Origin of the sequence: Microbacterium sp. Leaf320 (assembly GCF_001423485.1) — a bacterium.
GTDB lineage: Bacteria > Actinomycetota > Actinomycetes > Actinomycetales > Microbacteriaceae > Microbacterium.
Genome location: NZ_LMOD01000005.1, coordinates 91,250 through 111,055 on the forward strand (window position 1 = coordinate 91,250; position 19,806 = coordinate 111,055).

At 66.8% G+C, this 19,806-nt stretch carries 19 protein-coding genes; 11 read left to right on the plus strand and 8 right to left on the minus strand.

Annotation, left to right across the window (positions count from 1 at the left end; all coding sequences use genetic code 11):
• Nucleotides 1-1,734, plus strand: coding sequence for a cytochrome c oxidase subunit I (gene ctaD / locus ASF63_RS16330; protein ID WP_056516527.1), 1,734 nt, complete (start codon nucleotides 1-3; stop codon nucleotides 1,732-1,734).
• A gap of 3 nt (nucleotides 1,735-1,737) precedes the next feature.
• The gene (locus ASF63_RS16335; protein ID WP_056516530.1) at nucleotides 1,738-2,172 is read left to right on the plus strand and encodes a cytochrome c oxidase subunit 4; all 435 of its coding nucleotides are present in this window, start codon (nucleotides 1,738-1,740) and stop codon (nucleotides 2,170-2,172) included.
• A gap of 79 nt (nucleotides 2,173-2,251) precedes the next feature.
• Here ASF63_RS16335 and ASF63_RS16340 read toward each other — a convergent pair whose 3' ends face one another.
• From ASF63_RS16340 to ASF63_RS16370, 7 genes are all read right to left on the minus strand, one after another.
• Nucleotides 2,252-2,671, minus strand: coding sequence for a rhodanese-like domain-containing protein (locus ASF63_RS16340; protein ID WP_056517315.1), 420 nt, complete (start codon nucleotides 2,669-2,671; stop codon nucleotides 2,252-2,254).
• Nucleotides 2,672-2,756: 85 nt separating this feature from the next.
• Nucleotides 2,757-3,260, minus strand: a complete 504-nt coding sequence (locus ASF63_RS16345; RefSeq protein WP_056516535.1) for a GNAT family N-acetyltransferase — start codon at nucleotides 3,258-3,260, stop codon at nucleotides 2,757-2,759.
• Nucleotides 3,257-3,670: a RidA family protein gene (locus ASF63_RS16350; protein ID WP_056516539.1), complete on the minus strand. Its 414-nt coding sequence runs from the start codon at nucleotides 3,668-3,670 to the stop codon at nucleotides 3,257-3,259. Before ASF63_RS16350 ends, ASF63_RS16345 begins: the two co-directional genes overlap by 4 nt.
• Before the next feature lie 95 nt (nucleotides 3,671-3,765).
• Nucleotides 3,766-5,580, minus strand: coding sequence for a cytochrome b (locus ASF63_RS16355; protein WP_056516542.1), 1,815 nt, complete (start codon nucleotides 5,578-5,580; stop codon nucleotides 3,766-3,768).
• Nucleotides 5,577-6,653, minus strand: a complete 1,077-nt coding sequence (locus ASF63_RS16360; RefSeq protein ID WP_056516544.1) for a ubiquinol-cytochrome c reductase iron-sulfur subunit — start codon at nucleotides 6,651-6,653, stop codon at nucleotides 5,577-5,579. Before ASF63_RS16360 ends, ASF63_RS16355 begins: the two co-directional genes overlap by 4 nt.
• 36 nt (nucleotides 6,654-6,689) lie before the next feature.
• Complete coding sequence (locus ASF63_RS16365; RefSeq protein ID WP_056516548.1) at nucleotides 6,690-7,493, minus strand: cytochrome c; 804 nt, start codon at nucleotides 7,491-7,493, stop codon at nucleotides 6,690-6,692.
• 20 nt (nucleotides 7,494-7,513) lie between these two features.
• Nucleotides 7,514-8,167 carry a heme-copper oxidase subunit III gene (locus tag ASF63_RS16370; RefSeq protein ID WP_082478282.1) on the minus strand — a complete coding sequence of 218 codons (654 nt, stop codon included), beginning with the start codon at nucleotides 8,165-8,167 and terminating at the stop codon, nucleotides 7,514-7,516.
• A gap of 192 nt (nucleotides 8,168-8,359) precedes the next feature.
• Between ASF63_RS16370 and trpD the strand changes: the two genes are divergently transcribed.
• Together trpD and ASF63_RS16380 are read left to right on the plus strand one after the other, a co-directional pair.
• Nucleotides 8,360-9,424 (plus strand): anthranilate phosphoribosyltransferase, encoded by a 1,065-nt coding sequence (trpD, locus tag ASF63_RS16375; protein ID WP_056516555.1) that lies wholly within the window; start codon nucleotides 8,360-8,362, stop codon nucleotides 9,422-9,424.
• 9 nt (nucleotides 9,425-9,433) lie between these two features.
• A complete protein-coding gene (locus tag ASF63_RS16380; RefSeq protein WP_056516558.1) occupies nucleotides 9,434-10,420 on the plus strand; it encodes a PHP domain-containing protein in 987 nt (328 codons plus the stop codon).
• Nucleotide 10,421: 1 nt separating this feature from the next.
• On the opposite strand, the gene ASF63_RS16385 is transcribed toward ASF63_RS16380, so the two are convergent.
• A complete protein-coding gene (locus ASF63_RS16385; protein ID WP_056516562.1) occupies nucleotides 10,422-11,357 on the minus strand; it encodes a 5'-3' exonuclease in 936 nt (311 codons plus the stop codon).
• 204 nt (nucleotides 11,358-11,561) lie between these two features.
• Between ASF63_RS16385 and rpsA the strand changes: the two genes are divergently transcribed.
• The 7 genes from rpsA (at nucleotide 11,562) to ASF63_RS16420 (ending at nucleotide 19,801) form a co-directional block, all read left to right on the plus strand.
• Complete coding sequence (rpsA, locus tag ASF63_RS16390) at nucleotides 11,562-13,016, plus strand: 30S ribosomal protein S1 (RefSeq protein WP_056377208.1); 1,455 nt, start codon at nucleotides 11,562-11,564, stop codon at nucleotides 13,014-13,016.
• Between the two features lie 146 nt (nucleotides 13,017-13,162).
• Nucleotides 13,163-14,017 (plus strand): ABC transporter ATP-binding protein, encoded by an 855-nt coding sequence (locus ASF63_RS16395; RefSeq protein WP_056516565.1) that lies wholly within the window; start codon nucleotides 13,163-13,165, stop codon nucleotides 14,015-14,017.
• Complete coding sequence (locus ASF63_RS16400) at nucleotides 14,014-15,060, plus strand: aliphatic sulfonate ABC transporter substrate-binding protein (protein ID WP_056516568.1); 1,047 nt, start codon at nucleotides 14,014-14,016, stop codon at nucleotides 15,058-15,060. Before ASF63_RS16395 ends, ASF63_RS16400 begins: the two co-directional genes overlap by 4 nt.
• Complete coding sequence (locus tag ASF63_RS16405) at nucleotides 15,057-15,917, plus strand: ABC transporter permease (protein WP_056516571.1); 861 nt, start codon at nucleotides 15,057-15,059, stop codon at nucleotides 15,915-15,917. Before ASF63_RS16400 ends, ASF63_RS16405 begins: the two co-directional genes overlap by 4 nt.
• A gap of 1 nt (nucleotide 15,918) precedes the next feature.
• Entirely contained in the window at nucleotides 15,919-17,919 is a 2,001-nt protein-coding gene (gene acs, locus ASF63_RS16410; protein ID WP_056516574.1) for an acetate--CoA ligase, read from the plus strand.
• Nucleotides 17,916-19,220: an O-acetylhomoserine aminocarboxypropyltransferase/cysteine synthase family protein gene (locus ASF63_RS16415; RefSeq protein WP_056516577.1), complete on the plus strand. Its 1,305-nt coding sequence runs from the start codon at nucleotides 17,916-17,918 to the stop codon at nucleotides 19,218-19,220. The genes acs and ASF63_RS16415 overlap by 4 nt, the downstream gene beginning before the upstream one ends.
• Nucleotides 19,217-19,801 (plus strand): CoA-binding protein, encoded by a 585-nt coding sequence (locus tag ASF63_RS16420; protein ID WP_082478284.1) that lies wholly within the window; start codon nucleotides 19,217-19,219, stop codon nucleotides 19,799-19,801. Before ASF63_RS16415 ends, ASF63_RS16420 begins: the two co-directional genes overlap by 4 nt.
• Nucleotides 19,802-19,806 lie beyond the last annotated feature (5 nt).

Here is a 19,806-nt window from a genome sequence, read left to right on the forward strand (position 1 = left end):
ATGTCGACAACTGAAGCCCCCCGCACCGACGAGGCCCCCCGCTCCCGACCCACGACTCTGCCCGCACGCCAGGCCGCTCTCATGAGCTCCTCGCGCGTCGAGCAGAAGGGCAACATCGTCGTCAAGTGGATCACCTCCACCGACCACAAGACGATCGGGTACATGTACCTCATCGCCTCGGTGCTGTTCTTCCTGCTCGGTGGCGTGATGGCCCTCGTCATCCGTGCAGAGCTGTTCGCTCCCGGGATGCAGATCATCCCGACGAAGGAGCAGTACAACCAGCTCTTCACTATGCACGGCACGATCATGCTGCTGATGTTCGCGACGCCGCTCTTCGCGGGCTTCGCGAATGCGATCCTGCCACTGCAGCTCGGAGCCCCTGACGTCGCGTTCCCGCGTCTGAACGCCTTCGCGTTCTGGCTCTTCCTCTTCGGATCCACGATCGCCGTGGCCGGCTTCCTCACCCCTCAGGGTGCGGCATCGTTCGGATGGTTCGCCTATCAGCCCCTCGCGAGCGCCTCGTTCTCGCCGGGTGCAGGCGGAAACCTCTGGATGGTCGGTCTCGGAATCTCCGGGTTCGGCACGATCCTCGGTGCGGTCAACTTCATCACCACGGTCATCACGATGCGTGCGCCCGGCATGACCATGTGGCGTATGCCGATCTTCTCGTGGAACACGCTCATCACGAGCCTCCTCATCCTGATGGCCTTCCCGGTGCTCGCAGCTGCGATCTTCGCCGCGGCCGCCGACCGAATCCTCGGCGCGCACATCTACGACCCGGCCAACGGCGGCGTTCTGCTCTGGCAGCACCTGTTCTGGTTCTTCGGTCACCCCGAGGTCTACATCATCGCCCTGCCGTTCTTCGGCATCGTGTCGGAGATCTTCCCGGTGTTCAGCCGCAAGCCGATCTTCGGATACAAGACCCTGGTCTATGCGACGATCGCCATCGCGGCGCTCTCGGTCGCGGTGTGGGCTCACCACATGTACGTGACGGGATCCGTGCTGCTGCCGTTCTTCGCCCTGATGACCATGCTCATCGCGGTGCCGACCGGTGTGAAGATCTTCAACTGGATCGGAACGCTCTGGCGAGGGTCCGTGACGTTCGAGACGCCGATGGTGTTCGCACTCGGCTTCCTCGTGTCGTTCGTCTTCGGCGGTCTGACCGGCGTCATCCTCGCGGCTCCGCCGCTGGACTTCGCTCTGTCCGACTCCTACTTCGTGGTCGCTCACTTCCACTACGTGGTCTTCGGTACGGTCGTGTTCGCGATGTTCGCCGGCTTCTACTTCTGGTGGCCGAAGTGGACCGGACGCATGCTCAACGAGCGTCTCGGCTACGTGCACTTCTGGATGCTGTTCATCGGCTTCCACATGACGTTCCTCATCCAGCACTGGCTGGGTGTCGACGGCATGGTTCGTCGCTACGCCGACTACTCGGCGGCAGACGGCTGGACCTGGCAGAACCAGGTGTCGACGATCGGCGCGATCATCCTCGGTGCATCGATGCTGCCGTTCTTCCTGAACGTCTGGATCACGGCACGCAAGGCGCCCAAGGTCACGGTCAACGACCCGTGGGGCTACGGCGCATCGCTCGAGTGGGCGACCTCATGCCCGCCGCCGCGTCACAACTTCACGTCGATCCCGCGCATCCGCAGCGAGCGTCCTGCATTCGACCTGAACCACCCCGAGGCGGCGGAGTTCACGCCTGCCGCTCCCGGCGAGCGAGAGGGCCACTGAGCCATGCGCGACAACGTCATTCTCTGGTGGATCCTGACCGCGTTCTTCGCACTGGTCGGAGTCGTCTACACCGGCTGGCACATCCTGGCGACTCCGTCGGAGAACTTCGCCGAGCGGATCGAATGGGTCGGTACCGTGGCGCTGTTCTTCGCAGCCTTCATGGGTGCGCTGATCGCGTTCTACCTCGATCGCACGCACAAGGCGCAGAACGGCGAGCTGCCCGAGGACATCCTGACGAGCGACATCGACGACGGTGACCCTGAGCTCGGTGAGTTCAGCCCCTGGTCCTGGTGGCCGATCGTGCTGGCTGGATCCGCCGGCATCTTCGTGGTGGGGCTCGCAGTCGGACAATTCCTGCTTCCGATCGGCCTGGCGATCTTCGTGGTCGCAATCATCGGTTGGGTATACGAGTACTACCGCGGCAACTTCGCCCGCTGAGATTCTCGACGAAGGCCCCTGGGATCAGATCCCAGGGGCCTTCGTCGTGTCCCGTAGGTCGAATGATCGGTGGGGAATGCTACGCCTTCGTGCGCACCCGAGCAACACCGGTGAGCGGATCGACAGGGCGGTGGTGCACGCCGTCCGCGTCCTCGACCGGATACCCTTCGCGAACCCAGTACTCGAAGCCGCCGATCATCTCGCGCACTTCATACCCGAGCGCGGCGAACTCCCGGGCGCCCTTCGCGCCGGCGTTGCACCCGGGGCTCCAGCAGTAGACGACGACCGCGGCATCGGCGGGAACCTCGACCGGAGCGCGGGTCGCGATCTCGCTGTAATGCATATGGACGGCGCCTGAGACACGCCCCTGTGCCCATGCCTCGTCAGAGCGCACATCGATGACCACGATCTCCTCTCCGGCCTTCAGAGCGGCATGGACGTCGCTGGCGTCGGTCTCGTAGGCGAGTTTGGCGGCGAAGTAGTCTGCGCGATCGATCATGATCCCAGCGTAGGGACGCATTCCCTTGGGCGCCCTCGTCTTCCGGACGTGGGCACACCGGATTCCGCCAAATCGAAGTGAGCGGTCAGAGCTCCACGGTCATCTGCACGCGCCGTCCGTAACGGTCGAGCGAGAGCGTGGCCTCGGTGTCCACGAGGCCACGCTGGAACGGTGTCTCCGGGATGCTCTCCAGGAATCCGCACGAGGCGTAGAACGGGGCATTCCACGGAACCTCGGCATAGGTCCGCAGTGACATTCGCGTGTAGCCGCGTCCGCGGGCTTCGTCCAGAGCCGCGACGACGAGGCGGCGTCCGTAGCCCTGTCGACCGGAGGAGGGGAGGACGGACAGCTGCTCGAGGTGGGCGTGGCCGTCGGCGTCGAGCACATGGACGAATCCGACGGGGGAGGAGTCCTCGGGGTCTTCGACGACGAGGACGAAGCCGGGCGCTCCGAGTCGCTCCGCGCCGTCGCCGGCCGGCGGCCATTCCGGTGCCCCCAGGCTGTCGATCAGGAGCGCGTCGGCGTGCGCCTCGATGGCGTGCAGGACTTCGGCGTCCGCGGGGACGGCCGCACGGATGGTGCCGCTCATCGTGGCCCCTCCGCAACCGCCGCGACGGCTTCTATCTCGACCAGCTGGTCGTCGTAGCCGAGCACCGTGACGCCCAGAAGCGTACTCGGCGCGTCGTGGTCGCCGAAGGCGGCATGTACGACGTCCCAGGCGGCCACCAGGTCCTGCTGGGACGACGAGGCAGCCAGGACGCGTGTGCTGATGACGTCGGTGAGAGTCGCGCCGCTGGCGCGCAATGCTTCGCGCAGTGTCTCCACGCAGCGGGCAGCTTGTGCGGCGTAGTCGCCCGGCGCGGTGGTGCTGCCGTCGTCTTCGAGCGGGCACGCGCCGGCGAGGAAGATCAACCGGGATCCGGATGGTGCTGTGGCCGCGTACGCGTAGGGCGCAGCGGCGAGATCGGCGGAACGGATGAGTTGGACTGCTGAGCTCATGTCACGATCCTTCCACGCTCAGGTGGGAGGCTCCCGGACATGAAGAAGGCCCTGTCCGAAACGGACAGGGCCTTCTTCATGGGGGAGCGGCGGTCTTACTCGCCGTCCTCCGACTTCTTCTTGCGAGGCTTCTTCACCGGCTCGGTCGAAATGACCGTGCTGGGAGTGTTCGACGTCTCGTCGATATGTGTCTCGCTGACCGTGAGAGGCGCGTCAGGGAATCCTGCACGCTCGTGAGCGCCCTGGATCTCGGCAGCCTCGGTCTCGTCGTTGTGAGCCTCGACGTGGTGCTGGTGAGCATCCGCGGCCTCGACCTCGGCCTGCGTGAGCGGGGCCAGACGATCCTCGAAGAACCAGCGCGAGACGGAGGACCGCAGGTTCTCGGTCCACGAGATGCGTCCCTTCGCGTTCGGGCGGACGACCAGCGGCTCGTAGCCGTCGACGTCGATGAGCTTCCAGCGGTCGTACTTGTCGACCGGCTGGTGCACCTCGATGAACTCGCCACCGGGAAGGCGGACGATGCGGCCCGACTCGAAGCCGTGCAGGACGATCTCGCGATCCTTCTTCTGCAGGGCGAGTGCGATGCGCTTCGCCACGAAGTACCCGAGTACCGGTCCGACGAACAGCAGTGCCTGGAGTGCGTGGATCACACCCTCCATCGTCAGCATGAAGTGCGTCGCGATGAGGTCCGAAGAGGCTGCAGCCCACAGCACCGCGTAGAAGATGACGCCGGCAACGCCGATGGCGGTGCGGGTCGCCGCGTTGCGCGGACGCTGAGCGATGTGGTGCTCGCGCTTGTCTCCGGTGACCCACGCCTCGATGAAGGGGTAGATCGCGACGAGCACGATGAACAGTCCGAGGACGACCAGCGGCAGCAGGATTCCGAACGACCAGGTGTGATCGAGGAACACGATGTCGAGGTTCGACGGCGCAAGACGCAGCGCACCGTCAGCGAATCCGATGTACCAGTCAGGCTGGGTACCGGCGGAGACGGGGGACGGGTCGTAGGGGCCGTAGTTCCAGATCGGGTTGATCTGGAAGAACGTCGCGATCAGCACGATGGTGCCGAAGACGATGAACAGGTAGCCGCCCATCTTCGACATGTAGACCGGCATCATCGGGTAGCCCACCACGTTGTCGTTCGTGCGGCCGGGGCCGGCGAACTGCGTGTGCTTGTTGACGATCATCAGCATCAGGTGCACCACGATGAGCGCGATGACGAGCATCGGCAGCAGCAGGATGTGAAGCGTGTAGAGGCGGCCCACGATCGCCGTACCGGGGAACTCGCCACCGAAGAGCAGGAACGATGTCCACGTGCCGATGAGGGGGATACCCTTCACCATTCCGTCGATGATGCGGAGGCCGTTGCCCGACAGGAGGTCGTCGGGCAGCGAGTAGCCGGTGAAGCCCTCGGCCATCGCGAGGATGAACAGCACGAAGCCGATCACCCAGTTGAGCTCGCGCGGCTTGCGGAACGCGCCGGTGAAGAACACGCGCAGCATGTGGACGCCGATGCCGGCGACGAAGACCAGGGCGGCCCAGTGGTGGATCTGGCGGACCAGGAGACCACCGCGGAGGTCGAACGAGATGTTCAGCGACGACTCGAGCGCCGCCGACATCGCGATGCCACGCATCGGGGCGTACGCACCGGTGTAGTGGGTCTCGACCATCGACGCCTCGAAGAAGAACGTCAGGAAGGTTCCGGACAGGAACACGACCACGAAGCTCCACAGCGCGATCTCGCCGAGCATGAACGACCAGTGGTCGGGGAAGATCTTGCGTCCGAGCTCCTTGACGAAGCCGGAGATGCTGGTGCGCTCATCGATGTAGTTCGACGCGGCGCCGACGAATCGGCCGCCGAGGGGCGCCTTGTTGTCCTTGTCCTCTTTGGACAGCGTTGCGGTGCTCAATGGCGCTCCCAGAAGCTCGGGCCGACGGGCTCGGTGAAGTCACTGCGTGCGACGAGATAGCCCTCGTCGTCGACGGTGATGGGCAGCTGCGGCAGCGGGCGTGCGGCCGGGCCGAAGATGACCTTGGCGTGGTCCGTGACGTCGAACTGCGACTGGTGGCAGGGGCACAGCAGGTGGTGCGTCTGCTGCTCGTACAGAGCGACAGGGCAGCCGACGTGGGTGCAGACCTTGGAGTACGCGACGATGCCGTCGTACGACCAGTCCTTGCGGTCCTCGGCCTCGACGAGCTGCTCGGGGCGCAGGCGCATCATCAGCACGATGGCCTTGGCCTTCTCCTCGAGGTAGCCGTCGTGATGGCTGAGGTCGGCGAGGTCCTCGGGGATCACGTGGAACGCGGAACCGAGGGTGACGTCAGCCGCGCGGATGGGGGTGCCGTCGGGGTCGCGCACGAGACGCTGACCCTTCTCCCACATCGTGTGCTTCAGCAGCGCGACCGGATCGCCCGCGGTGGGGTCGTCAGGGGTGCTGTGCGGAGCGAGGCCACGGAACAGGGTCACGCCGGGGATGATCGATGCCACGATCGCTGCGAACAGCGAGTTGCGGATCATGGTGCGGCGTCCGAAGCCGGACTCCTCGTTCGCGGTCTCGAACGCCTCGATGACAGCTTCGCGCGTCGATTCCTTGCCACGGGTGGGGTGGCGGTACTCGATGTGCTCCTTGTCGCTCATGAGCGCCTTGGACCAGTGGATCGCCCCGATGCCGATCGAGAGCAGCGCGAGTGCGATGCCCAGACCGATGAAGAGGTTGTTCTGACGGATGTCGATGAGCGCGCCGCTCTCGATGGGGAACAGCATGTAGGCGGCGACCGCCCAGATGCTTCCTGCCAGCGAGAGGTAGAACAGGGTGTAGACCGTGCGCTCCGCAGCCTTCTCAGCGCGCGGGTCCTTGTCGGTCATCCGCTCGCGGTGCGGCGGCAGCCCGGGGTTCTGCACGGGATCGCTGACTGCGACACCCAGCCCCGGAGAGGGCTGGTAGGCCCTGTCAAGAGCCTGCGAGTCGTCGTCGTGTGCCATGGTGCTCCTCGTACGTTCCTCTTCGATGAATAAGCGTCAGTTGGACTTCGCCGTGATCCACACGGTGATGGCGACGAGCGCGCCGATCCCGAAGATCCAGACGAACAGGCCCTCGGAGACGGGACCCAGCGAACCGAGCGAGAATCCGCCGATCTGCACGGACTGCTGCTGGTAGAGCAGAGCCGAGATGATGTCGCGCTTGTCTTCGTCCGACAGGTTCATGTCGCCGAAGACGGGCATGTTCTGGGGGCCGGTGACCATGGCCGCGTACATGTGCAGTGCGCTGGTCTCGGTCAGGGCAGGGGCGTACTTGCCCTCGGTGAGTGCACCACCGGCTGCTGCCACGTTGTGGCACATGGCGCAGTTGACGCGGAACAGCTCGGCGCCGTTCGCGACGTCGCCGCCTCCGTCGAGGATGTGCTCTTCGGGGAAGGTCGGGCCGGGAGCGGACTCCTGCACGAACGACGAGATCGCCAGGATCTGGTCCTCCGTGAACTGCGGCGTCTTCTGCGGAGCCTGCGGTCCCTGCATCTGCAGAGGCATGCGTCCGGTGGACAGCTGGAACTCGGTCGCGAGCTCGCCCACACCGTAGAGGCTGGGTCCGTTCGGGGTGCCCTGCAGGTCGAGGCCGTGGCAGGTGGCGCAGTTCGCCGTGAACAGCTTCTCTCCGTCTTCGACGGTGAGGGTGCTCTCAGCGGTGGTCTGCGTGTCGGTCGCAGCGAAGGCTGCGGATGTTCCGGCGTACACGGCGCCGGTGATCATGAGGCCTGCTCCGATGAGTGCCACCGCAGCCAGGGGACTGCGACGGCCGTTCGAACGGCGCTTCTTCTCTCGTGCCATCTCGGGGATCAGCTCCGCTCTTATTTCAGGAAGTAGATAACGACGAACAGCACGATCCAGACGACGTCGACGAAGTGCCAGTAGTAGGACACCACGATCGAGGACGTCGCCTCTTTGTGCCGGAAATTCTTGACGGCGTATGCGCGGCCGATGACGAGGAGGAACGCGATGAGACCGCCGGTGACGTGCAGTGCGTGGAAGCCGGTCGTCAGGTAGAACGCGGATGCGTAGGAGTCGGCGTTGATCGGCATGCCCTCAGCGACGAGCTGTGCGTACTCCCACACCTGGCCGGACACGAAGATCGCGCCGAGTGCGAAGGTGAGGAAGAACCACTCGACCATGCCCCACCCGAAGAGGCGACGACGGCCGGCGAGGTTCTTCTGCCCCTTGGCGATGCGGTACGGCTGGAGGTCCTCTGCCGCGAACACGCCCATCTGGCACGTGAAGGAGGAGAACACCAGGATCGCCGTGTTGACGAACGCGAACGGGACGTTCAGCAGTTCGGTTCGGTCGGCCCAGAGCTCCGGTGAGGTGCTGCGGAGAGTGAAGTAGATCGCGAAGAGTCCCGCGAAGAACATCACCTCGCTGCCGAGCCACACAATGGTGCCGACAGCTACCGGGTTGGGGCGCTTGATCGTTCTTGCCGCCGGGGCATACGTCGCTGAGGTCGTCACCCTTCCATTATGGCCGATCCTCGGGCGTGATTCTCGCACCGGGGGACCCCGATTCGCTGTCATGCGACTTAGGTAACCCTAAGAAAACACTGCGAATCCTCGGTGAATCCGCGGGAAACAGGGGGTGCCGTGGGCGGAGGTGCCCGCGCGGAAGAGTCTGCACGTTTTCCCGACGCCGATAGGATCGCACACATGGCTGATTCCCTGACCTGGTCCGACGTGCTCACCACTCTTCTGGAGCGCCGGGACCTCAGCGTCTGGGAGTCCACGTGGGCCATGCGTCAGATCATGCGCGGCGATGTGACCGAGGCGCAGCTCGCGGGCTTCCTCGTCGCTCTGCGAGCGAAGGGGGAGACGATCGACGAGATCGTCGGATTCCGTGACGCGATCCTCGAGGCGGCGGTTCCGCTTCCCGTGTCGCCGAACGTGCTCGACATCGTCGGCACCGGTGGCGATCGGGTGGGCACGGTCAATGTCTCGACGACCGCAGCGGTCATCATCGGCGCCACCGGGGTTCCCGTCGTGAAGCATGGCAATCGGGCTGCGAGTTCTGCCTCCGGATCGTCGGACGTGCTGAGCGCGCTGGGACTCGAGCTCACCCTCGACCCTGCAGCGGTGTCGTCGATCCTCGATCGCACGGGCATCACCTTCGCGTGGGCCGGCGCCTTCCACCCCGGCTTCAAGCACGCGGGCGCCGTTCGCGCAGAGCTCGGGGTGCCGACCGTGTTCAACATGCTGGGCCCGCTGTGCAATCCCGCCCGAGCCGAGGCCAACGCCGTCGGCGTGGCGCAGCTCGAGCGCGTCCCGCTCATCACCGGAGTGTTCCGCACCCGCGGTGCGACAGCGCTGGTGTTCCGCGGTGACGACGGCCTGGACGAGCTCACCACGACGGGTCACAGCCGCATCTGGGAAGTGACTCGCGGTGACATCCATGAGCACGACCTCGATCCGCGTGACCTCGGCATCCCCGTCGCCGACCTCGCCGACCTGATCGGCGGCACCCCCGACCACAATGCGGCAGTGCTCCGTCGCACTCTCGACGGTGAGAAGGGCGCAGTTCGCGACATCGTGCTGCTGAACGCCGCGGCAGGGATCGTCGCGTTCGAGCTGTCGCAGGATGCCACGCAGGTGCAGCGTCCGATCCTGGAGCGACTGCGCGAGGGATACGAGCGAGCGGCGACCGCGGTGGACGACGGCCGAGCGATCGCGAAGCTCGACGAGTGGATCAGCGTGAGCCGAGAGCTCGCCTCCGCGTAGGGGAGAGACATGGATCCCGTCGCCGCCCTGCTCGAGATCGCTTCTCTGCTGGAGCGCGAACGGGCCTCGCGCTACCGGGCGAAGGCGTTCCGCCAGGCGGCGGCGGCTCTGCAGCAGCTGTCGGCGGATGTCCGTGAGGACCCCACTCGGTTGCGTGCCGCCAAAGGAATAGGGGAGTCGACCTTCGGTGTCATCCGGCAGGCGCAGGCCGGGGAGGTTCCGGACTATCTCGTCGAGCTTCGCGGAGAAGTCGAGCCGGAGAAGGTCTCGCAGTTGCGGGGCAGGCTTCGTGGAGATCTGCACGCCCACACGGATTGGTCCGACGGCACCACGCCCATTCCCGTCATGGCGGCGGCGGCGAGGGCGCTGGGGCACGAGTATCAGGCGATCACCGATCATTCCCCGCGTCTGCGGGTGGCCCGCGGACTCTCTGCCGAGAGGCTCCGCGAGCAGATCCCGCTCGTGCGGGCGGAGTCAGGAGACGGATTCACGCTGCTTGCGGGTATCGAGGTCGACATCCTCGAGGACGGCTCCCTCGACCAGGAGGACTCGCTGCTCGGCGATCTCGACATCGTCGTGGCATCCGTCCATTCGAAACTGCGCATGGAGGCGAGGCCCATGACGGCGCGGATGATCGCTGCCGTGTCGGCTTCGCGAGTGAACGTGCTCGGCCATTGCACCGGACGCCTCGTGCAGGGGGAGCGAGGCACGCGGCCCGAGTCGCAGTTCGATGCCCGCGCCGTCTTCGCGGCCTGCGCCGAGAACGGCGTCGCGGTCGAGATCAATTCGCGGCCGGAGCGTCAGGACCCGCCTGACGAGCTGATCGCGATCGCCCTCGACGCAGGATGCCTCTTCTCGATCGACTCGGACGCGCACGCGCCGGGTCAGCTCTCGTTGCTCGATCGCGGCGCGGAGCGCGCGGAACGGGCGGGAGTGCCCGCATCCCGCATCATCACGACCTGGGGTCTCGATCGTCTGCTCGCCTGGGCGAAGTGACTCAGCCCTCGACGGTCGCCACGGCTGCGACGGCGCGGGCCATCGACGATCCGAGGTTCCACTTCTCCGCGAGCGCCGTCGCGGCATCCGCCTCGGCCGGGTCGAGCGGCCGCAGGGCCTCGGTCGGCGCCGCGATGTCGAGATCGGGTGCCACGGCGACGACCGTCGGCGCGACGTCGAGGTAGTCGGACGCGGCGAGGATCTTCGCTCGAACCCCGGCGCTCATCCCTTCACCGGCTTCTGCTGCCGCGCGGATCCCGACGAGATCGCCGTGCGACTGCAGCAGGGTCGCGGCGGTCTTCTCGCCGACCCCGGCGACGCCGGGCAGCCCGTCGGACGCGTCGCCGCGCATCGTGGCGAAGTCGGCATACTGACCGGGGAGCACGCCGTACTTGGCCACGACCACGGCATCCGTCACGATCTCGAGATTGCTCATGCCGCGTGCCGTATAGACGACGCGCACGTCTCTCGCGTCATCGACGAGCTGGAACAGGTCGCGGTCGCCCGTGACGATGTCGACGGGCATCGTCGAGTGTGTGGCGAGGGTGCCGATGACGTCGTCCGCCTCGTGTTCGGCGACACCGATGATAGGGATGCCGAGGAGGCCGAGCGTCTGACGGATCAGCGGGATCTGCGCCTCGAGCGGATCGGGGACCTCTTCGACGTCGGGGCCCGCCGCCACCACCTCGACGACTCGGTGCGACTTGTAGCTCGGGATCAGATCGACCCTCCACTGCGGCCGCCAGTCGTCATCCCAGCAGGCGACCACGTGCGTCGGCTCGTAGAGCGTGATGAGCTTCGCGATGATGTCGAGCAGGCCGCGAGCCGCGTTGATCGGGGAGCCGTCCGGCGCCGTCACCTTGTCGGGAACGCCGTAGAAGGCGCGGAAGTAGAGACTGGCGGTGTCGAGCAGGAGCAGCTTGTCGGCGCGTGGCATGTCGACAGTCTGTCAGCGCGCAGGCCGCGCGTGGTATCTCATCCTTCGCGCGGCCCCGAGATCTGATAGCCTTGATTGTCACTCGTGGCGTGCCTACGCATGCCTGGGTGGCAGAAACCAAATCAATCGCTGCAGAGCTCGTGATCGGCCGTGCGCGGCCGGAGCTTTCAGCCCGAGTCTCCATTCACAAGGACAACCCACTACATGACTACCGCAACGACCGCCCCGGCCACCAAGCAGGTCGCCATCAACGACATCGGATCTGCTGAGGACTTCCTGGCCGCGGTCGAGAAGACCCTGAAGTTCTTCAACGACGGCGACATCATCGAAGGCACGATCGTCAAGATCGACCGCGATGAGGTCCTCCTCGATGTCGGATACAAGACCGAGGGTGTCATCCCCTCGCGCGAGCTCTCGATCAAGCACGACGTCGACCCCAACGAGGTCGTCAAGGTCGGCGACGAGGTCGAGGCCCTGGTTCTCCAGAAGGAGGACAAGGAAGGCCGTCTGATCCTCTCCAAGAAGCGCGCTCAGTACGAGCGTGCCTGGGGAGACGTCGAGAAGATCAAGGAGAACGACGGCGTCGTCACCGGTACGGTCATCGAGGTCGTCAAGGGTGGACTCATCGTCGACATCGGCCTCCGTGGCTTCCTCCCGGCCTCGCTCATCGAGCTGCGCCGCGTCCGCGACCTCACGCCGTACCTCGGCCAGGAGATCGAGGCCAAGATCCTCGAGCTCGACAAGAACCGCAACAACGTCGTGCTCAGCCGCCGTGCGCTGCTCGAGCAGACGCAGTCGGAGTCGCGCACCACTTTCCTGAACAACCTGCACAAGGGTCAGGTCCGCAAGGGTGTCGTGTCGTCGATCGTCAACTTCGGTGCATTCGTCGACCTCGGCGGCGTGGACGGCCTCGTGCACGTCTCCGAGCTGTCCTGGAAGCACATCGAGCACGCCTCCGAGGTCGTCGAGGTGGGCCAGGAGGTCACCGTCGAGATCCTCGAGGTCGACCTCGACCGCGAGCGCGTCTCCCTGTCGCTGAAGGCGACGCAGGAGGACCCGTGGCAGGTCTTCGCCCGCACCCACGCGATCGGTCAGGTCACGCCGGGTAAGGTCACCAAGCTCGTTCCGTTCGGTGCGTTCGTTCGCGTCGCAGACGGCATCGAGGGCCTCGTCCACATCTCCGAGCTCTCCAGCAAGCACGTCGAGCTGGCCGAGCAGGTCGTGTCGGTCGGCGAAGAGGTCTTCGTCAAGGTCATCGACATCGACCTCGAGCGTCGCCGCATCTCGCTCTCGCTCAAGCAGGCGAACGAGGCCGTCGACGTCAACGGCACCGAGTTCGACCCGGCGCTCTACGGCATGCTCGCCGAGTACGACGAGGCCGGCGAGTACAAGTACCCGGAGGGCTTCGACCCCGAGACCGGTGCATGGAAGGAAGGCTTCGACACCCAGCGCGAGGCATGGGAGCAGGAGTACGCTGCAGCCCAGGCTCGTTGGGAGGCCCACAAGGCTCAGGTTGCCAAGGCAGCCGAGGCCGAGGCGGCCGCTGGCGACGACTTCGGTGGCCAGGTCTTCTCGAGCGAGGTCGCAGGCGCGGGCACGCTCGCTGACGACGAGGCTCTCGCGGCTCTCCGCGAGAAGCTCTCGGGCGGCAACGCTTAAGCATCACGCTCTGGAACGGGCCGTCATCCTTCGGGGTGGCGGCCCGTTCCGCGTATCCACCCGTGTCCGTGAGGCGTGCAGGGCTACGTGACCGATCATTACGTCCGCATTCGTAACATTCCGGCGGGTTGGACAGCATGGGGGGTATGACCTCCCTCCTCTCGGCGCCCTCCACGGCGCGCGGTGCGGCGAATGCCGGCACGGCGCAGCCGGTGCGCCTGCAGGGCGTGGAGCGGAGCTTCCCCCTCGCACGCGGTCGGCGTGACGTCCTCCGAGGTGTCGACGTCGAGGTCATCGCCGGTGAGATCGTCGCGATCGTCGGTCCTTCCGGATGCGGCAAGTCCACGCTCCTGCGTCTGGTCGGCGGGCTGGATGCGCCGACGAGCGGCCGCATCCTGCTCGATGACTCGGGCGTCGCCGACGTCGACGAGCGCACCGCGATCGCCTTCCAGGAGCCTCGGCTCCTGCCATGGCGGACCATCGCGCAGAACGTCGAGCTCGGGCTTCCCCGCGGCACCGCACGACGCGAAGGGCGCGAGCGCGTGCGTGAGCTGCTCGAACTGGTCGGTCTCGAGCAGGCGGCAGACCAGCGCCCGCGTGAGGTGTCGGGTGGAATGGCGCAGCGCGCCTCACTCGCCCGCGCGCTCGCTCGCAACCCCGGCGTCCTGCTCCTCGACGAGCCTTTCGGCGCGCTCGACGCCCTCACGCGGCTGCGGATGCACGATCTCCTTCTGAAGATCCACGCCGCAGAGCCCACGACCGTCCTCCTCGTCACCCACGACGTCGAAGAGGCCCTCTACCTGGCCGACCGCGTGCTGCTGCTGCGCACGCTGGTCGGCGACGCCGAGACCGACGCGCCCTCCATCGCGCGCACGATCACGGTTCCAGGCATCCGCCCCCGCGACCGCGCCGATCGCGGCCTCGCCGACCTCCGTGCCGAGCTCCTCGAAGGACTCGGCGTCGACACCCACCACAGCACCGCCACCGAGGAGACCCGATGAGCACCATCACCCGCCGAATCATCCCCGCGATCGCGATCGCCGGGACGATGATGCTCGTCGCGTCCGGCTGCGTCGCCGGGGAGAACGCCACGGCCTCGGACACGTCGAACGACGATGCCGCCGCCACCGGCGAGTGGTCGTCGGACACGCTGTCGATCGACTTCGCCACCTACAACCCGTTGAGCCTCGTGATCCGCGACCAGGGAATCCTCGAGGACATCCTGGGCGACGACGTCGACGTCGAGTGGGTGCAGTCCGCCGGTTCCAACAAGGCGAACGAGCTGCTGCGCTCCGGGTCGATCGACGTGGGATCGACCGCGGGTTCCGCGGCGCTCCTCGCCCGTGCGAACGGTTCGCCGATCCAGGTCATCGACATCTTCTCGCAGCCCGAGTGGTCGGCGATCGTCGTCGGCCCCGACAGCGACATCACGTCGGTCGAGGACCTCGCGGGCAAGTCGGTCGCCGCCACGAAGGGCACGGACCCGTACTTCTTCCTGCTGCAGTCCCTCGAGGAGGCCGGCCTGTCGGTCGATGACGTCGAGGTGCAGAACCTCCAGCACGCGGACGGGCGCGCAGCGCTCGACGGCGGGTCGGTCGACGCCTGGGCGGGCCTTGACCCGATCATGGCCGCGGCCGAGGTGGAGTCGGGCGATCAGCTCATCTACCGCAACGTCGACTTCAACACCTACGGATTCCTGAACGCCACCGAGGACTTCATCGAGAACCACTCGGACCTCGCACAGGCGGTCGTCGACGCCTACGAGCAGGCGCGCGAATGGGCCCTCGAGAACCCCGACGAGACGGCCGCGCTGCTGGCCGAGGTCGCGGGCATCGACATCGAGGTCGCGAAGACCGTCATCACCGAGCGATCGAACCTCGATGTGAGCGGCATCCCGGGAGATGACCAGGTCGCGGTGCTCGAGAAGATCGCTCCCGTGCTCGTCGACTCCGGTGATGTCCAGGGCGGCAAGGACTCGGTCGACAAGGCGCTGGACTCGATCGTGAACGCCACCTTCGCAGAGAAGGCGGTCGGGGGCGAGTGAGCCTTCCCGACCAGCGCGTGGTGGTGCCCGCGGACGCACGGGAGGCGCTCGACGCCGCTCGTGGCGTCCGTCGGCATGCTGAGGTGGGCGCACGGCACGCGTGGGACCGCCCGGTGGTGCGCGTCATCGGCGGATTCCTGCTGCCCGCTCTCATCATCATCGCCTGGCAGGTCGTGACGACCACCGGACTTGTCGCGCCCTACCTCCTCCCGTCCCCTGAGTCCGTCTTCGCCGCCGGTGTCGAACTGGCCGACCGCGGTCTGCTCTGGACCCACATCGCGATCTCGGTGCAGCGCGTGCTGCTCGGCTTCGCGATCGGATCCGTGATCGGACTCGCGATCGCGGGGATCGTCGGTCTCTCGAGGATCGGCGATGTTCTGCTCAGCCCCACGCTCTCGGCTGTCCGTGCGGTCCCGTCTCTGGCCTGGGTGCCGCTCCTGATCCTCTGGATGCAGATCGGGGAGGAATCCAAGGTGACGCTGATCGCCATCGGTGCGTTCTTCCCCGTTTACACGACCGTCGCATCGGCGCTCCGACACGTCGATCCCCAGCTCGTCGAGGCGGGACGCTCATTCAGTCTCCGCGGCTGGTCGCTGTTCCGGACCGTTCAGCTGCCCGCGGTCGTGCCTTCGGTGGTCGCAGGCCTCCGCCTCGCACTCGCGCAGGCCTGGCTGTTCCTCGTAGCCGCCGAGCTGATCGCCTCGTCGATGGGACTCGGGTTCCTGCTCACGGACTCGCAGAACAGCGGACGCGTCGACAGGATCATCCTGTCGATCGTCCTGCTGGCGCTTCTCGGCACGATCACCAACGCTCTTCTCGTGCTGGTCGAGAAGTATCTGCTCCGACGGTGGGTGTGACGTGACGGAAGCCCGCCTGCACGAGACCCGCACGTACTCGGCGCCCGCGGGGTTCGCCGCGGCGGCGAACGTGACCGCCGAGGCATACGCCCGGGCGGAGTCCGATCCGACCCTCTTCTGGGAGCAGGCGGCCGAGCGGCTCGACTGGGCCGAACCCTGGCACACGGCTCACGAATGGGATCCGCCCGTGGAGGACGCCGTTCCCGCCGCGCGCTGGTTCGTCGGCGGACGGCTCAACGTCGCGTACAACTGCGTCGACCGCCATGTCGAGGCCGGCCGCGGCGACAAGGTCGCCCTGCACTTCGAGGGCGAGCCGGGGGATCGCATCGCCGTGACGTACTCGGACCTCCAGGACAGGGTGTCGCGCGCGGCCAACGCGCTCATCGCACTCGGCATCCGTCCGGGCGACCGTGTCGTCATCTATCTCCCGGTGCTGATCGAGACGGTCGTGATCACCTTGGCCTGCGCGCGCATCGGAGCCGTGCACTCGCTGGTGTTCGGCGGGTTCTCCGCCGAGGCGGTGCGGTTCCGTCTCGTCGACACCGGAGCCAAGCTGCTCGTGACGAGCGACGGCCAGTTCCGGCGTGGCGCCGCCACCGAGGTCAAATCGACGGCCGACATCGCAGCCGCGGATCTGCCCGACCTCGAGCACGTCCTCGTGCTCCGGCGCACCGGCCAGGATGTTCCCTGGACCGAGGGACGAGACGTCTGGTGGCACGACGTCGTCGACACCGCCTCGTCCCGGCATGATCCTCAGGCGTTCGATGCCGAGCATCCGCTCTTCATCATCTACACGTCGGGAACCACCGGGAAACCGAAGGGGCTCGTCCACACATCCGGCGGGTACCTCACACATGCGAGCTGGGCGCATTGGGCCCATTTCGACGCGAAACCCGATGACGTGCACTGGTGCACGGCGGATCTCGCCTGGGTGACCGCCCACACGTACGAGATCTACGGTCCTCTCTCGAACGGTCTGACGCAGGTCATCTACGAGGGGACGCCGGACACGCCGCACCGCGAGCGACACCTCGAGATCATCGAGCGCTACGGCGTGACGGTGTACTACACCGCGCCGACCCTGATCCGCACCTTCATGACCTGGTTCGGCGCAGAGCTGCCGGAGGGGCACGACCTGTCGACGCTGCGTCTGCTCGGCACCGTCGGCGAGGCGATCAACCCCGAGGCGTGGATCTGGTTCCGCCGCAACTTCGGGCGCGACGAGCTCCCGGTGGTCGACACCTGGTGGCAGTCCGAGACCGGGGCGGCGATGATCGCGCCGCTTCCCGGTGTGACGACGCTCAAGCCGGGCTCCGCATCCGTGCCGCTGCCCGGCATCGACGCGACCGTGGTCGATGCGAACGGCGATGAGGTCGCGCCAGGAAGATCCGGAACGCTCGTGGTGCGGCGTCCGTGGCCGGGGATGGCGCGGACCGTGTGGGGGAACTCCCAGCGATACCGTGACGCGTACTGGTCGGCCTACGCCGGACACGGCGAGCACGGCGGATACTACGTCGCCGGTGACGGGGCCACACGCGATGCCGACGGTTACATCTGGATCCTCGGCCGCCTCGACGACGTCGTGAACGTGTCGGGCCACAGGCTCTCCACGATCGAGATCGAATCGGCGCTCGTGGCGCACGACACGGTGGGGGAGGCAGGCACCGCAGGCGTCGCCGACCCGGTCACCGGGCAGGCCGTCGTCGCATTCGTCACCGCGTCAGGACGCGCAGAGGTCTCGACCTCGCAGCTGCGAGGACAGGTCGCCACGGCGATCGGACCCGTCGCCAAGCCGAAGCACATCGTCGTGGTCCCCGACCTGCCCAAGACTCGATCCGGCAAGATCATGCGACGACTGCTCGCGCAGCTCTGGGAGGCCGAACAGGACCGGCGCGCAGGTCGCGCACCCGCGCCGCTCGGCGACACGACATCTCTGCAGAACCCGTGGGCCGTCGACGACATCGCCGCCGTGCTCGAGACCGCTGAACTGAGGACACAATGACGGAAGAACACCGCTTCGGGTTTCGTACGAGGGCTCTCCACGCCGGAGGCACACCGGATGCCGCGACGGGTGCCCGCGCCGTGCCGATCTACCAGACGACGTCCTTCGTGTTCGAGGATGCGACGGATGCCGGCAACCTCTTCGCGCTGCAGAAGTACGGCAACATCTACTCCCGCATCGGCAACCCCACCGTCGCCGCGCTCGAGGAACGGCTGGCATCGCTCGAGGGCGGGATCGGCGCTGTCGCGACCGCATCCGGCATGAGCGCCGAGTTCATCACGTTCGCCGCGCTCGTCGGCGCCGGTGACCACGTGGTCGCCTCGGCGCAGCTGTACGGCGGTACCGTGACCCAGCTGGATGTGACACTGCGTCGATTCGGCGTCGAGACCACGTTCGTCGCCTCCACGGACCCTGCCGATTACGCGGCGGCGATCCGGCCCGAGACCAAGGTCGTCTACGTCGAGATGATCGGCAACCCGTCCGGTGAGATCGCCGACATCGAAGGCCTCGCGGAGGTCGCGCATGCCGCCGGTGTGCCGCTCGTCGTCGACGCGACCCTCGCCACTCCGTACCTCGCACGGCCGCTCGAGCACGGCGCCGACATCGTCATCCATTCGGTCACGAAGTTCCTCGGCGGGCACGGCACGACGCTCGGGGGCGTCGTGATCGAGAAGGGCACGTTCGACTGGGGCAACGGGCGCTTCCCGCAGATGACGGAGCCCGTCGAGTCGTACGGCGGGATCAAGTGGTGGGACAACTTCGGCGAGTACGGGTTCCTCACCAAGCTCCGCACCGAGCAGCTGCGCGACATCGGACCGGCGCTGAGCCCGCAGTCCGCCTTCAACCTCTTGCAGGGGGTCGAGACGCTTCCGCAGCGCATCGACGCACATCTCGTCAACGCGCGCATCGTCGCGGACTGGCTGGCATCTGACCCCCGCGTGGAATACGTGACCTGGGCGGGGCTCGAGGGGCATCCGCATCATGAGCGCGCCGCGAAGTACCTGCCGCTCGGGCCGGGGTCGGTGTTCGCCTTCGGGGTCAAGGCCGAAGACGGTCGCGCGGCGGGGGAGACGCTGATCGAGAACCTCCAGCTGGCATCGCACCTCGCGAACATCGGTGACGCGCGCACGCTCGTCATCCACCCGGCATCCACCACCCATCGACAGCTCACGGAATCGCAGCTCGTGGCGGCCGGAGTGCGCCCCGACCTCATCCGGATCTCGGTGGGCCTCGAGGACGCCGACGACATCATCTGGGACCTCGACCAGGCTCTCAGCACCGCGACGGGAGCGAACAGATGAGCGACGCCAACATCACGGGGGCAGACGCCTGCGCTCTCCCCACACCTCAGGATGCTGCAGCATGCGCGCTTCCCGGAGCCGCCCCGCTGCACCCTGAGCGCACGTGGGAAGGGCCGAGCCAGCAACAGCGTTTCGGCATCCTCCGACGCGCGAAGTCCGTCGCGATCGTCGGCGCATCGAACAACCCGGCCCGCGCGTCGTACTTCGTCGCGACCTATCTGCTCTCGAGCACCGCGTACGACGTCTACCTCGTCAATCCGCGTGAGTCGTCCATCCTCGGACAGCCCGTCTATGCGTCGCTCGCCGACCTCCCCGTCGTCCCCGACATCGTCGACGTGTTCCGTCGGCACGAGGATCTTCCCGGCGTCGCGCAGGAGGCGATCGATGCCGGAGCGCAGACGCTGTGGCTGCAGTTGGGGTCATGGAACGAGGATGCGGCCGCCCTCGCCGAGGACGCAGGGCTCGCCGTGGTGATGGATCGCTGCATCAAGATCGAGCACGCGCGGTTCCACGGCGGACTGCACCTCGCCGGGTTCGACACGGGTGTCATCAGCTCCCGGCGTCAGCTCCTCGGACGCTGAGCACG